Annotated in this window: 14 protein-coding genes; 12 read left to right on the top strand and 2 right to left on the bottom strand. The window is 33.2% G+C overall.

Features of this window, described 5'->3' with window-relative positions:
• Positions 1 to 103: 103 nt before the first annotated feature.
• From EAH81_RS20590 to murI, 8 genes are all read left to right on the top strand, one after another.
• Positions 104 to 763 (top strand): CBS domain-containing protein, encoded by a 660-nt coding sequence (locus EAH81_RS20590; RefSeq protein ID WP_140510770.1) that lies wholly within the window; start codon positions 104 to 106, stop codon positions 761 to 763.
• A gap of 108 nt (positions 764 to 871) precedes the next feature.
• Positions 872 to 1,756 carry an NAD kinase gene (locus EAH81_RS20585; protein ID WP_140510768.1) on the top strand — a complete coding sequence of 295 codons (885 nt, stop codon included), beginning with the start codon at positions 872 to 874 and terminating at the stop codon, positions 1,754 to 1,756.
• 173 nt (positions 1,757 to 1,929) lie between these two features.
• Positions 1,930 to 2,619 (top strand): DUF6089 family protein, encoded by a 690-nt coding sequence (locus EAH81_RS20580; RefSeq protein WP_140510766.1) that lies wholly within the window; start codon positions 1,930 to 1,932, stop codon positions 2,617 to 2,619.
• Positions 2,620 to 2,623: 4 nt separating this feature from the next.
• The gene (locus EAH81_RS20575; RefSeq protein WP_140510764.1) at positions 2,624 to 3,364 is read left to right on the top strand and encodes an isoprenyl transferase; all 741 of its coding nucleotides are present in this window, start codon (positions 2,624 to 2,626) and stop codon (positions 3,362 to 3,364) included.
• The gene (locus EAH81_RS20570; protein WP_140510762.1) at positions 3,297 to 6,038 is read left to right on the top strand and encodes an outer membrane protein assembly factor; all 2,742 of its coding nucleotides are present in this window, start codon (positions 3,297 to 3,299) and stop codon (positions 6,036 to 6,038) included. Before EAH81_RS20575 ends, EAH81_RS20570 begins: the two co-directional genes overlap by 68 nt.
• 41 nt (positions 6,039 to 6,079) lie before the next feature.
• Positions 6,080 to 7,099: an OmpH family outer membrane protein gene (locus EAH81_RS20565; protein ID WP_140510760.1), complete on the top strand. Its 1,020-nt coding sequence runs from the start codon at positions 6,080 to 6,082 to the stop codon at positions 7,097 to 7,099.
• Positions 7,100 to 7,113: 14 nt separating this feature from the next.
• Positions 7,114 to 7,617, top strand: a complete 504-nt coding sequence (locus tag EAH81_RS20560; RefSeq protein WP_410501114.1) for an OmpH family outer membrane protein — start codon at positions 7,114 to 7,116, stop codon at positions 7,615 to 7,617.
• A gap of 150 nt (positions 7,618 to 7,767) precedes the next feature.
• Positions 7,768 to 8,547, top strand: coding sequence for a glutamate racemase (murI, locus tag EAH81_RS20555; RefSeq protein WP_140510757.1), 780 nt, complete (start codon positions 7,768 to 7,770; stop codon positions 8,545 to 8,547).
• A 4-nt stretch (positions 8,548 to 8,551) separates the two neighbouring features.
• Here the strand turns inward: murI and EAH81_RS20550 are convergent, their stop codons facing one another.
• Both EAH81_RS20550 and EAH81_RS20545 read right to left on the bottom strand, forming a co-directional pair.
• Positions 8,552 to 9,787, bottom strand: coding sequence for an aromatic hydrocarbon degradation protein (locus EAH81_RS20550; RefSeq protein ID WP_140510755.1), 1,236 nt, complete (start codon positions 9,785 to 9,787; stop codon positions 8,552 to 8,554).
• Positions 9,788 to 11,116, bottom strand: a complete 1,329-nt coding sequence (locus EAH81_RS20545) for a DUF4270 family protein (RefSeq protein WP_140510752.1) — start codon at positions 11,114 to 11,116, stop codon at positions 9,788 to 9,790.
• 230 nt (positions 11,117 to 11,346) lie between these two features.
• On the opposite strand from EAH81_RS20545, the gene EAH81_RS20540 reads away from it, so the two are divergent.
• The 4 genes from EAH81_RS20540 to EAH81_RS20525 are packed head-to-tail and all read left to right on the top strand — an operon-like array spanning position 11,347 to position 14,636.
• Entirely contained in the window at positions 11,347 to 12,189 is an 843-nt protein-coding gene (locus EAH81_RS20540) for a DUF6268 family outer membrane beta-barrel protein (protein ID WP_140510749.1), read from the top strand.
• 16 nt (positions 12,190 to 12,205) lie between these two features.
• Complete coding sequence (locus tag EAH81_RS20535; protein ID WP_140510746.1) at positions 12,206 to 13,213, top strand: Kelch repeat-containing protein; 1,008 nt, start codon at positions 12,206 to 12,208, stop codon at positions 13,211 to 13,213.
• Positions 13,203 to 13,535 carry a DUF4907 domain-containing protein gene (locus EAH81_RS20530; protein WP_140510744.1) on the top strand — a complete coding sequence of 111 codons (333 nt, stop codon included), beginning with the start codon at positions 13,203 to 13,205 and terminating at the stop codon, positions 13,533 to 13,535. The genes EAH81_RS20535 and EAH81_RS20530 overlap by 11 nt, the downstream gene beginning before the upstream one ends.
• Positions 13,536 to 14,636: a sensor histidine kinase gene (locus tag EAH81_RS20525; protein WP_140510741.1), complete on the top strand. Its 1,101-nt coding sequence runs from the start codon at positions 13,536 to 13,538 to the stop codon at positions 14,634 to 14,636.
• Positions 14,637 to 14,724 lie beyond the last annotated feature (88 nt).

Raw genomic sequence — 14,724 nt, 5'->3', positions numbered from 1 at the left:
AATTCTAGTAACACTATATTTGTTACGACAAAAATACAAAGTAAAACGTAGCAGTTTTTGCTATTTTTTGATTATTTTGCAATCAAATATCTCCAATTGATTTATGACAGAAATTACAAATTATATCACCAATGATTTCAGAGCGATTGATAGTCAGGAAACGATAGCCTCTGTTCAGGACTTTTTTGCGGATTTGAATTTCTCGCATTTTCCGGTTTTGGAGAATGGAATTTTCATTGGAAGTATTGCTTCTGATGATGTTGAAACTTTTGACACGGATAAAAAAGCTATTGATTACAAATATACTTTAGAACGTTTTTTTGCCCGAAAATCAATGCTTTGGCTGGATGTTTTAGAAGTTTTTGCTAAAAATCATACCAATGTGATTCCCGTTCTTGACGAAAATAATGCCTATATTGGTTATTATGAAATGGAAGATATCATGAAATTTTTTCAGGAAACTCCGTTTTTAAAAGAGCAAGGCGGAATTATTATTGTCCAAAAAGGTCTTTTAGATTATTCTATGGGTCAGGTAACGCAGATTGTAGAGAGTAATAATGGTAAAATTTTAGGCTGTTTTATATCCGAAGCTGATTTGGAAAATGTGCAAATCACGATAAAGATTGGCGTTGGTCCCATGAATGAAATCATTCAGACTTTTAGACGCTATAATTATGATATAATCTCAGAACATCAGGAAGACGCCTATATTAATAGCTTAAAAGAACGCTCAGACTACTTAGACAAGTATCTTAATATATAAAATTAGATAATGAGTCAATTAGATAATTAGATAATTTCTGAGTCCTTCTAATTGACACATTGCCAAATTATCTAATTGACACATTGCCAAATTATCTAATTAAAAAAAATGAAAGTAGCCATATACGGACAGTATTATCAAAACAGTACCGAACCTATTATTAAGGACATTTTTTCATTCTTCAATTCCAATAATGTTGAAATGGTAATTGAAGAAAATTTTCTAAAAATGCTTCACGAAAAACAACTCGTTGACAAAGGGTATGAAACTTTTTCGTCAACAACGTCTTTAGATAATAGTTTTGAAATGTTAATTAGTATTGGTGGCGACGGAACCATTTTGAGAGCAGCGACTTTAGTTCGTGATTCCGGTGTTCCTATTTTAGGAATTAATGCCGGAAGACTGGGATTTTTGGCTACAGTTCAAAAAGAAAACATCGACAGCTTCTTGCAATTTGTGATCGATAAAAACTACACTACTTCCGAAAGGACTTTACTAAGCCTTACTTGTGATCCAAAAAACGAAGCAATTGAAGATTTGAATTTTGCTATGAATGAGGTTACTGTCAGCCGAAAAGATACTACATCAATGATTACAGTTGAGACCTATCTAAATGATGAATACTTAAACTCATATTGGGCAGATGGTTTGATTATCTCAACTCCTACCGGTTCTACCGGATATTCCCTGAGTTGTGGCGGTCCGTTATTAACTCCGGATGTCAAAAGTTTAGTAATAACTCCTATCGCACCTCATAACTTAACAGCAAGACCTCTGGTTATTCCTGATGATACCGAAGTTAAATTGCGTGTTTCCGGACGAGAAGATCAATATTTAGTTTCCTTAGATTCGAGAATAGCTTCGGTAAAAAACGAATCTATTTTGACCATCAAAAAAACTGATTTTAAAATAAAAATGGTCGAAATACCGGGTGAAACTTTCTTGAAAACATTAAGAAATAAGCTACTTTGGGGAGAAGACAAAAGAAACTAAGTCCTTTTCTGACATCCCACTATACGATAATACCACTTTTTCTCGTTCTGCATGTATCGAATCTTCATTAAATGTCTGAAATTCATACCGTAAATTTAAAAAAAAGCACATTTAACTAAAGCAACGTTGATTCGTATCGATAATTATTATATTTGCACGCAATTTTGAATTAAATGAAGAAAATTTTTAATTTATTGTTATGTTTTTTCCCCTTTATCACACTAAATGCTCAAATCAATGAGATAGGTGTTTTTCTTGGCGGAAGTAACTTTGTTGGAGACGTAGGAAGTACAACCTATATCGCTCCCGAGAAACTAGCTTTTGGTGTTTTGTACAAGTGGAACAAAAGTCCACGTCATTCTTATCGCTTTTCTTATACACAATCTTCTGTAGCCGGAAATGATTACGATTCGAAAGAAACAGGACGAAATAAAAGAGGTTATAGTTTTGAAAATACGGTACAGGAATTATCTGCCGGTTTAGAATTTAATTTTTTTGATTTTAACCTGCACGATTATCATCCAAAAGTTACTCCTTATATATTCTCCGGTTTAAGTTATTTTAGATACGATGAATTGTATAGACAAGTATCCAACCCAAATATTACTACTTCACAAAGATCTGGTTCGTTTGCTATACCTATTATATTAGGTGTAAAATCGAATATAGCGCCACATTGGATTCTAGGTGCCGAAGTTGGAGCTCGCTATACTTTTACAGATGATATTGACGGAAGTAATCCTAATACAAGCAACTCGAATATAAAAAAATTCGGGAATTTAAATAATAATGACTGGTACGTCTTCTCAGGTATTACTTTAACCTATACCTTTGGACAAAAACCTTGCTATTGCGCATATTAATACAATGAACTTACTAGACTCTATAGATCAAACAAATTTACCCAAACATCTGGCCATTATTATGGACGGAAATGGTCGCTGGGCAAAACAGCAAGGCTTTTTAAGAGCTTTTGGCCATGAGAATGGAACGAAATCTGTTAAGAAAACAATTACCACTTGCGCCAAAATTGGCATTGAGTATCTTACCTTATATGCTTTTTCTACAGAAAACTGGAATCGCCCAAAACTGGAGGTTGATACATTAATGAAAATATTGATCAATTCTCTAAAAAAAGAGCTGGTTACTTTACAAGAAAACAACATCAAACTTAATGCAATTGGTAATCTTGATAAATTACCAAATTCTGCACAAAAAGAACTTCTTGATGTAATTGATAAGACCAAAAACAATACACGTCTCACGCTAACACTGGCTTTAAGTTACGGATCACGAGAAGAATTGGTAAATGCTGTGAGAATCATCAGTGATAAAGTTAAAAATAATATAATTTCAATAGACACTATTGACGATTCAATTATAAATGAGCATCTTTACACGCAAAATTTACCTGACGTAGATTTATTAATACGAACAAGTGGAGAACATAGAATAAGTAATTTTTTGCTGTGGCAAATAGCCTATGCAGAATTATATTTTACTAATGTCTTATGGCCAGACTTTAAAGACCAAGATTTATATGAGGCTATTATTAGTTATCAAAAAAGAGAACGTAGATTTGGAAAAACCAGTGAACAAATTAAATAATTTTTTAGTGTTACAAAAAAGAGTACAAATAGTCCTTACCCTTCTTCTTTTGGGTAGTTTTTCACAAATAAAAGCACAAGAAAGAGTTCCTTTTGATCAAGGGAAAAAATATATTCTTGCTAAAGTTTCTGTTGTTGGTAAAATAAGTTTCAATGAACAAACTGTAGTCACATTTTCCGGTCTTCAAAAAGGTCAGGAAATAACTGTACCTGGTGAAGAAATCAGTGGCGCTATCAAAAAATTAGGTAAACTTGGTCTTTTCGACGAAATTGCCTTCTATATTAATAAGGTAGAAAACGATAGTATTTATTTAGACTTAAATATTGTCGAACTGCCTAAACTAAACGAAGTAAAATTTGTTGGTATTAAGAAAAGTAAAGTCGAAGGATTAATTAAAGACAATAACTTAACAAAAAGTAAAATTGTCAACGAAAATTTAATTACTACTACCAAAAATTACATAGAAAACAAATACAAAAAAGACGGTTTTTATAATACCAAAGTTACCATTACCACTACTCCGGATACCATAAACGGACATCAGGTAAACATGCTCGTACGGGTAGACAAAGGTGATAAAGTAAAAATAAGCAGTATTGATTTCATTGGTAATACGCAACTTACAGACTCACAGTTAAGAGGCGCAATGAAAGACACAAAACAAAAAAATGTACTTCGCGTTTTAAAATCTTCAAAATTTATTCCTGAAAAATACAAAACCGATTTAGAAAAGGTTGTATCTACTTATAAAGAAAAAGGATATCGCGATGCTCGTATTATTTATGATTCTGTTGTTTACAACAAACAGAAGAATATGCTTGCAATCAAAATTAATGTCGAAGAAGGAAATAAATATTACTTCGGAAATATTAAATTTTTAGGAAATACGGTTTACTCTGATCAATTATTAAATCGTTATTTAGGAATCAAAAAAGGGGAAACCTATAATGGTGTTTTACTTGAAAAAAGAATTGCTGATAAATCAAAACCTGATGCAGAGGATATAACAAACTTATACCAAAACAATGGTTATTTGTTTTCGAACATCAATGCAGTAGAGGTAAAAACAGTAAACGACACGATCGATTTTGAAATTAGGGTAACTGAAGGACCAATTGCTTATTTCAATAAAATTTCGGTTGTTGGAAATGACAAAACAAATGACCACGTAATCTATCGTGAGCTTAGAACTAAGCCGGGAGAAAAATACAGTAAAGAACAATTAGTTAGAACTATTCGTGAAATTGGACAATTAGGGTTCTTCGATCCTGAAGCAATCGAGCCAAAATTCAAAAATGTAGATGCCGGAGCTGGAACTGTAGACATTGAATATAATGTTGTAGAAAAAGGATCCAGTCAGGTTGAACTTCAAGGAGGTTACGGTGGTGGAGGTTTCATTGGTACGTTAGGTTTATCATTTAACAACTTCTCTGCCAGAAAACTGTTTGATAAAGAAGCGTATAAGCCTTTACCTATGGGAGATGGACAAAAAGTAGCACTTCGTTTACAAGGAAGTACGTATTTCCAAACGTACAGTTTATCCTTCTCAGAACCATGGTTTGGAGGAAAGAAACCAGTACAGTTTAGTTCATCTATTTCATATAGTAAACAATTTCTTAATAATTATGTCACCAGAAGTGTTGACAAAAGCAAAAGTTTTAATATTTTTACCATTCAAGTTGGTTTAGCAAAAAGGCTAACAGTGCCGGATGATTATTTTGTATTGTCTCAATCTGTAAGTTACCAACATTATGATTTGAATAATTACAACACAGGTTTATTTACCTTTGGTAATGGAGCATCAAGAAACTTAGCATACACAATAGGAATTTCCAGAAGTAATAAAGGGGTTAACCCAATATTCCCAATGTACGGTTCTGAGTTTAGTGTTTCTGCAAAAATTACTCCTCCTTACTCATTATTTAATGGTATTGATTACGGTGATTTAGCAAATCAAAAAGAATACAAGACGAGATGGACCGGAGAATCAACTTCTGGTGCAGATGGAAAACCATTAAACAATGGTGATTATATTCAGACAGGAACTAATGGAACAGTAAGTGTTGGATCTGATTATGCAAGCGCAACCACTGATCAGGGTAAAGTGGATCAGAAAAGATATAATTGGTTAGAATATTATAAAATTAAATTTAAAGCTGATTGGTATACTAAAGTATATGGTAAATTAGTTTTAAGAACGTTGACTGAGTTTGGTTTCTTAGGAGCTTATGATCAGGCAAGAGGAGTTGTACCGTTTGAACGCTTCTATTTAGGAGGAGACGGAATGGCTCAATACTCAATGGATGGTAGAGAGACAATAGGATTAAGAGGGTATAAAAACAGCTCTTTGACTCCTGTAAATGCTAACGGAGATCAAATTGGAGCAACGATTTATAACAAGTTCTCTTTGGAATTACGTTATCCAATTACATTAAAATCGTCAGCATCTATTTATGCATTAACGTTTTTAGAAGCCGGATCATCATATCCAACGTTTAAAGATTATAACCCATTTGATTTATACCGTTCAGCAGGTGCTGGTTTACGTGTATTTATGCCGGCATTTGGATTATTAGGTATTGATTTCGGATACGGATTTGATGCTGCACCAGGAATGCCATCTAATAAACCTAACGGTTGGGAAACACACTTTATCATAGGACAACAGTTCTAGATAAATAAATTTGGTTAAAAATTTCCAAATAAAGTAATGTTATGAGAAAACAGTTTTTATTTATATTTTTAGCCTTGATTGTAGCTAATACAAGTCAGGCACAAGGAAAAACGACTAGGATTGGCTACATCGATATGGAATACATTTTGGAAAACGTTTCTGATTACAAGGAAGCGAAAGCCCAATTAGAGTTAAAAGCTCAAAAATGGAAACAAGAAATAGAAGCCAAGAAATTAAACATTAATACTCTTAAAGAAAGCCTTAAAGCCGAAAAAGCTTTACTTACTAAAGAATTAATTGATGAAAGAGAAACTGAGATCAAATTTCTTGAAGACGAAATGTTGGATTACCAACAAAAGCAATTTGGTGCTGACGGAAGTTTAATTCACCAAAAAAAGGCATTGGCAAAGCCTATTCAAGATCAGGTTTTTACAGCTGTTCAAGATATAGCTGAAGCTAAAAACTATGATTTTGTGTTTGACAAGTCATCAGATTTAACAATGCTTTTTAGCAACAAAAGATTTGATATTAGCGATCAGGTATTGCATATTTTAAATAGAACTGACAAACGTGAGCAGTTAACTAAAAAACAACTAAAAGATCAGGAAGCTAAAGAAAGTAAAGAAAATGCGATCGATGAAAGTCCTGCATTGCAAGACAGACAGAAAGTATTAGACGAAAAGAAAGCCGCCAGAGATAAACTAATTGAAGACAGACGATTAGAGCAGGAAGCTAAGAAAAAAGAATACGACGACAGAAGAAAAGCAATACAAGCCGAGCGTGAAGCTAAAAAAAATGGCACGGTTTCTGAAACAGCAAAAACAACTGACGCCACCAAAACGGATGCTACAGGAAAAACTGTAACTCCTGCAGCGACGGGGACAGGAACTGAAACAGCACCGGCAACACCGGCAGTTAATAAAGCAGAAGAAAGACAAAAGCTTTATGAGCAACGTAAAAAAGAATTAGAGGAAAGAAGACAAAAAATCTTAGAGGAAAGAGAAGCGGCGAAAAAAGCAAAAGAAGCCGAAACACAGAAAACAAATACGACCAATAATTAATTAATATTTTAAAAATGATGAAACAATTCAAAACTTTACTAATTGCTGCCATTTTAATTTTAGGAGCAAGTAACACAATTAACGCACAAGCTAAGGTAGCTCATGTTGATGTTAGCGAGATTATGTCGAAAATGCCTGCAATGCTAGATGCTCAAAACCAATTACAAAAATTAAGTGGTACATATGATGCAGAATACAAAAAAATGGTTGATGAATATCAAGTAAAAATCAAAAAGTATGAGACTGAAGCTGCAACAGTAACTGACGCTATAAACGGAGATCGTTCTAAAGAAGTTCAAGACATGCAAAAAAGAATTGTTGACTATAGAGACAATGCACAAAAAGAACTACAACAAAAAGAAACTGATATCGTAAAACCATTAATGGAAAAAGTAAGAGCTTCTATCCAAAAAGTTGGAAAAGCTAAAGGTTTCCAATATGTTCTTGATGGTTCTACTTTATTATTAGCTGATGGTCCAAACATTACTGCTGATGTTAAGAAAGACTTAGGATTCTAAGAAATAAATCTTATTATAAAAATGGCTCAACTTTTTAAGTTTGAGCCATTTTTTTTTGCTTTTATAAATTTATACTTTTTTTACATTTTATTAATTCATTTATTTAAAATCCTGATTGTAGAAAAACGTAGAAATATGTAACTTTGTAATATGACGAACAACAATCCTATAGGCGTTTTTGATTCCGGTATTGGAGGAACTTCCATCTGGAGCGCCATCCACAATCTACTTCCAAACGAAAAAACAATTTATTTAGCCGACAGCAAAAATGCTCCTTATGGTCAAAGAACCAAAGAAGAAATTGTTGCATTGAGTAAAAAAAATGTTGATTTTTTATTAGAGCAAAATTGTAAAATCATTGTTGTTGCCTGTAATACTGCGACAACAAATGCAATTCTGGAACTTCGTGCTGAATATGATGTTCCGTTTATAGGAATTGAGCCGGCAATAAAACCTGCAGCCAATAATTCAAAAACCCAAGTAATTGGTATTCTGGCTACAAAAGGAACATTAAATAGTGAGTTATTTAATAAAACTGCCGAGATGTTTCAGCATACTACAATAATTGAGCAAGTTGGTCATGGACTTGTACAGCTTATTGAAGACGGAAATCTAAATTCGCCGGAAATGACTCAATTACTGGAATCGTATTTACAACCTATGATTGATGCCAATATCGACTACCTGGTATTAGGTTGCAGTCACTATCCGTATTTGATTCCGCAAATAAAAAAAATCCTTCCGGAACATATTCAAATTATAGATTCCGGAGAGGCTGTTGCAAGACAAACGCAAAATGTCTTACGTGAAAAAGTAGGTTTTACAGATGCTCAAAATAGCGACGAACCAACATTTTATGTCAATTCAAATCCTGCTGTTTTAAAATCTATTTTAGATTATAAATATCCTGTTATCGAAAAAGATTTTTAAACTTCTAATCTATTTTTCGCTTGACGAACCATATTCCGTCCAAAGATAAATTTAGCGATAACTTATGATAATTCTCTTTAATAAGATTATCTGAGATTCTTCCTTTTTGTCCGTAGGAGTACGAAATATTCACGGCTGAAAAAGTATTTTCGATTGGCAGCGAAATCCCAAATGAGATTGCTGCATTATTAATTCTTTTTCCGTCGATTTCAAGATAACCGGTATCAAAATTCACTCCTGTTGAATATTGAACTGTATCCCAATATTTCCTGACATTTTTTTTGGCGCGATAAGAAAAACCAAGCGCAAACCTGTCCTGGTTAACAAAATTTCCATATAATTCAGACTGATTGGTATCATTCCACAAACTCTTTTCATAATCAAGAGTCAGGTTTAAATTATTTTTAAAGCGTTTGCTAATCCCTACTCCCATTTCTAATGGCATATAATAATCATCTACATCACTTGCTACATTTGATTCAATACTGGTTGCGACATCATTTGTAATCGTTTGAACAGATTGTACTTTTGATGCGTTGATTTGAGTTGGCAGTTTAAAAGTTGTAGCAATTGTAAAAGTTGAATCAATTTTATACTGTGCGCCAAACGTGGCTCGCAGACCATTATAATTGGTCTTTTTACTCATTGTTGTAATTGAATTCGCAATCAGAAAACTTCTGTCATCAGTTGTGCTTCCAAATAAAACAGCGGCTGAAACTCCCAGAGATAATTTTTTTCCAAATCGATATCCATATGAAAAATCAAAATTATTTAATCCGCCGGAACCTGCTGCGGTTAGATAATAGTATTCCTGGCTATCTGTAATTGGTAATTTTAAATTAGAAATCTTAAATGCGGAACTTGAATAAGGACGCAAAGCAAGACTAAATCCCGAATTTTTAGTCACAGGAAATGCGAAAGCAATATGCGAAAATTGAAAATTATTTCGCTTTTCACTTCTGGAACCGCTTTGATACGTTGTTGCAATAGCTTTTCCTCCTATATCAAACATAAAATGATTTTGAGGTAAATAACCTAACGATGCAGGATTTAAGTTGTTTATAAAAGTGTCCGAAGGCAATGCCATACCTGAAGATCCAATTGAGGGAAGTGAGCCAAAATCAGAATCGTATAAACTTCCAACTCCGTATAATGAATATGGAGAACTCGAAATACTTTGAGCAAATGAAGTCAACGACATTAAAATGGCGGCACTTAAAAAAACTATTTTCTTTTTCATTTAATAAGAGATGTAATAAATTTTCAATTGAATTTTATTGTTCAAATGTTTTTGATCGCCTAAAACAACTCTGTTAACTGCTTTAGAAAGTACGGGCAGAGTAAGAATTAAGGAAGATTTAGAATCAGATTGTTTTAGCATTTCTTTTTGCAGAAATCCGCCAATCGGAATTGTATAACCAATGTTTTCGTTAAACTCATCGGTTTTTTTGTTTAAAATCCCATACACTGTTTTACTTTGAGAATTCAGCAAAGGACCGCTGACTCTATTTAAATTATCGGCCACATAAACACTTAAGGAATCGGCTAAAGGATATTTGTCCGAATAAGAATTATTGACTGGTTTTAAAAGTAATTCGGCGTCAACGATTGCACCGCTCGCTGAGATACGTTTAAATTCTTTGATGCTGGGAAAATCGATTCTGCAGGAAACTCCTGTTCCGGATTGAATAAATCCCTGATGCTCTGTTAAAGAACTTGCCAGCTTGCTTGCCGGAACCGGTAAATTCTGAAGCAGGGTTCCTGATTTATCAGACGAAATAGCATTAAACTGCTTTGACTTGTCTAATATGGTAAAATCTATGACATAAGGTACCTCTTCAACATTTGCCTGATATTTTGAATAATACAACCTGACTTTACTCGTCGTTGCACTAAAACCTATTACACTCGAAGAATTAGAAGATGAGGGAACTAAAACAAACCCTTTTAAATATTCTGTGAAAGTGTCAAAATCTGTGACTTCTCTTTTCTTTAATTTCTGAAAAAGTTCTTCTCCAAAAGTACTGCTCATTTTAATATTAATGGAATCTTTTTCAATTGGACGTGGCTTATATGAAATTGTCCCAAGACTTTCAGGACTATAACTCAATGCCGAATTATTATAGAAATTATTGTCTTCTGTATTAGGCTTTACCTTCTGAATCAGTCGATGAATATCAAATGTCTGCACTTTTGTAGTGTCTCCATAATAATAGTTATCATATTTTAGAATCATCGAAATAGAATCAAAAACAAATTTGACTGCCTCTGTATCTGAACCGCTATTATTTAAAGCATATGTGGTAGTTGACAATTGAAAATAACTATCAGACTTTATTTTTCCAAATAAAGGATCATCGTAATTCCCAATCAAAATTCGGCTTTGGCCAGAAGTGATAAGCGAATCCAAATTTATCGTAGACATCTCGACCGTCATTGTATCTACCAGAATAACTTTATTATTCAATGCCAAATAATCAGACCCAACAACAAACTCACCCGCATCTGTATCAGTACCACATGAAATTAGCGATAACGCAAAAAAGAACATCAATATAAACTTGTGCATAATCAATTTTTTGAACAAATATAAAATGGACTCCTCTGCACAACACTATAACATATACCGTCACGCGTTTTTAGCCTATAAATGGCAAAAAAACATCTACAATGCGTTATTACCATCAAATCCTTCATTCAGCCTTAAAAAGGGGCGTTTAGTCTATCAAAAAGTGCCATACATATATCTTCTTTTTTTTAAAACCATTACCCACCTACTTTTGAACCAATAAATAAGTAATGAAAGCAAGGTTTTTAATTTGGTCGATTTTTTCAATTTCGTTTTTCAGTATGAATGCACAGGAAAATCTTTCGGTAAATATGAATTTGAAAACGGAACCAACGGATAAAATTAATTTTAATGAAAGTAGTATTGGAATCACATTCAGTAAAAAATTAAATGCTAAAAATCAAATCACAAATACATTAGAATACTCGGGTTTGAAAGTGAATTATGAATTACTCAGTTTTAAAAACACAGAAAATCTGAATCAATTTAATAAGATCGAAAACACGTTTGAAATTAAGCATGATATCTCGAATGCAACAAAATTGGAATTGGCAATTACTCCTTCTGTAAATTTTCAGCAAAACCTAGATGCTTCTGATTTTTCGCTTTTTGGAAGTTTTGATATTAGCCAACAATTAAATTCAAAGACAACTATTAAAATTGGAGTGGCAAGATCAGCCATTTTTGGTTATCCTAAATTCATTCCAACTTTATCTGTAAACTATCAGATGAACGATCATAGTAATATGTTGCTTGGATTTCCGGATTCAAACATTTCGTACTCAAACAATATTCGGAATAAATTTAGTCTGACAAATAGTTTTAATGGAACTTTTTATCATTTAGATACTCCAAACAGTTTTTATGAGAATGCCACAAAAGCGAGTTTATCACAAATGACTTCGGCTTTTGAGTATGAAAGAAATGTTACCAAAAACTGGTTTCTAAATTTTAAAGCCGGATATGACTTTAACAAAAAATATAACCTGCAAGATACTGATAATCACAGACTCTATGATTTCAATACAGGCAATGGATATATTCTGGGCATCGGGATCAAATACAAACAATAAATAAATTTAATACACTATGAATAATTTAAAAAAAGGAATATTATTCGCGGCAATGTTTTCGAGCCTCTTTTTTATAGGCTGTAGTCATGATGATGACGATGAAGATTTGGTAGGAAACTGGATTAAAAAATCTGCATTTGATGGACCTGCACGATCCAGTGCGACTAGTTTTGTGATAGGAGATTTTGCTTATATAGCAACTGGTTATACTGGAGATGTATATTTAAAAGATTTATGGGCATACAACTCTACCGGAGATTATTGGGAACAGAAAGCTGATTTTTCAGGAGTTGGAAGAAGTTCTGCTTCAAGTTTTACGCTTAACGGAAAAGGATATGTTGGTCTTGGCTATGACGGAACCAACAAATTGAAAGATTTTTATCAATACGATCCAACTGCTAATAGCTGGACTCAAAAAACTGATTTTGGAGGAACCGGACGTTATGGAGCTGTAGGTTTTCAGGTGGGCGGAAAAGCGTATTTTGGAACTGGTTACGACGGAAATTATCTAAAAGATTTTTATCAATATGACGATCAGGCTAACAGCTGGACTCTTGTAAACGGATTTAGCGGAAACAAAAGACGTAATGCTACTGTGTTTGTAATTGATGCTAAAGCGTATTTGGTAACGGGAATAAATAACGGTGTTTATCAGGAAGATTTTTGGGAATTTGATCCGGCAACGGATGTATGGACGAGAAAACGTGACGTTGATAAAGACACGGATGACGACCCAACTTACAATGATGATTATGCAATTGTACGTGCAAATGCTTCTAGTTTTTCTATGAACGGACTTGGATATATTGTAGGTGGTGAAACTATCAAAACGGTTTGGGAATACAATCCATCAAATGATTTATGGGTTGAAAGAACTCCTATGGAAGGTGCAACACGAGCAGATGCTGTAGGTTTTGCAATCAACAACCGTGGTTTTTATATGTTGGGAAGAATAGGTTCGACTTACTTTGATGATGCTTGGGAGTTCAAACCTTTAGACGCGCAAAATGACGATGATAATTAATACTCAAATAAAATTCTTCTGGGCCAAAATCCAGAAGAATTTACTGTTTCTTTTACTTGTTCTGCAATTCGTTGCTTGTACAAAAAATGAAACTTTTAAGACTGAATCTTTCAAAACTAAATCTGGTTGGGGATATACAATTGTCTACAAAAGTAAAATCATAATCAAGCAATCTATAATTCCTGTAATTAGTGATTCTAAAAGTTTTTCAACGGAAGATGACGCATTAAAAGTTGCACATTTGGTAGTTGAGAAACTCAATCAGCAGATATCGCCAACGGTAACGAAAAATGATTTAATTTTATTAAAAATAAAATTATAAATGAAAATAGATACCATTAAAAATACGAGTTCCAATAAAATTTTATTCCACTGTATGATCTGGGTTTTCTTTATTCTGACTTCATTAATTCAGTTTTACGAAAGTCCGTTCAGGATCAACAATGATTTCTATGTACAATGGATCACAGGAATTCTTTTGTTTTATCTCAACTATTTTTACTTGGTTCCGGCTTTGCTTTTGCAAAAAAAATATTGGCTGTATTTTACTTTTGTTCTTATTCTGATTGCCGCTTTTATGATTATCAGAATCAATTATTTTATTCCTGAATTTAAGCATATCAGACCAAGACTGATTCCGCCGGAAGAACTTAAACTAATGTATAAAGGAACCCGAATAAGAGGAATAATGGCAACAAGACAACCTCTTTTTTTTAAAATTGGCCCATCGCTTTTCTATATCTTAATCATTACAATAAGTGCTGCGATTAGAACGCTCACAGAATTTTATAACAACCAACAAAACAAACTTATTGCCGAAACACACCGAACAAATACTGAATTGATTTATTTGCGCAAACAAACCAATCCGCATTTTTTATTCAATTCTTTAAATAGTATTTATTCTCTGGCACACAAAAAATCTGATTTGGTCCCCGATGCCATCGTCACGTTATCTGAACTGATGCGTTATATGCTTTATGAAACAGATAATAAAACGGTGGCTTTGGAAAAAGAAATCAACTATATCCAGAATTACATTGAATTACAAAAACTGAGGCTGAACAACATCGAAGACATTGTTATCAATGTTCATGGTGACACAAAAAACAAATTTATTGAGCCCTTATTATTGATTTCATTTGTTGAAAATGCCTTTAAATACGGAACGGATTATAAAGGCGCAGCGCACGTAAAAATTAAGATCTTCATCTTAGACAACAGTCTTGATTTTTGGATCGAAAACACGATTGAGAACTATATAAAAGATCCCGAAAATTCAGGAATTGGATTAGTGAACATTCAAAATCGACTGGATTTGCTTTATCCGGATGCCCACGAACTTACGATCACACAAGACAGTGATTTTTATCGTGTGCATTTGAATTTAAAATTGGATGAAATTCAAAATGCAATCAATTAAACACAACAAATCATGTATCACAGTAAAAAAGAGTTTGAAAATGAATTTTGTTTTTTATGAAAATTTTAAAACTTAATTCACTGGTTTA

The sequence above is a fragment of the Flavobacterium pectinovorum genome (assembly GCF_006438875.1).
GTDB classification, from domain to species: domain Bacteria; phylum Bacteroidota; class Bacteroidia; order Flavobacteriales; family Flavobacteriaceae; genus Flavobacterium; species Flavobacterium pectinovorum_A.
This window is presented reverse-complemented; position numbering and strand designations above follow the sequence as displayed.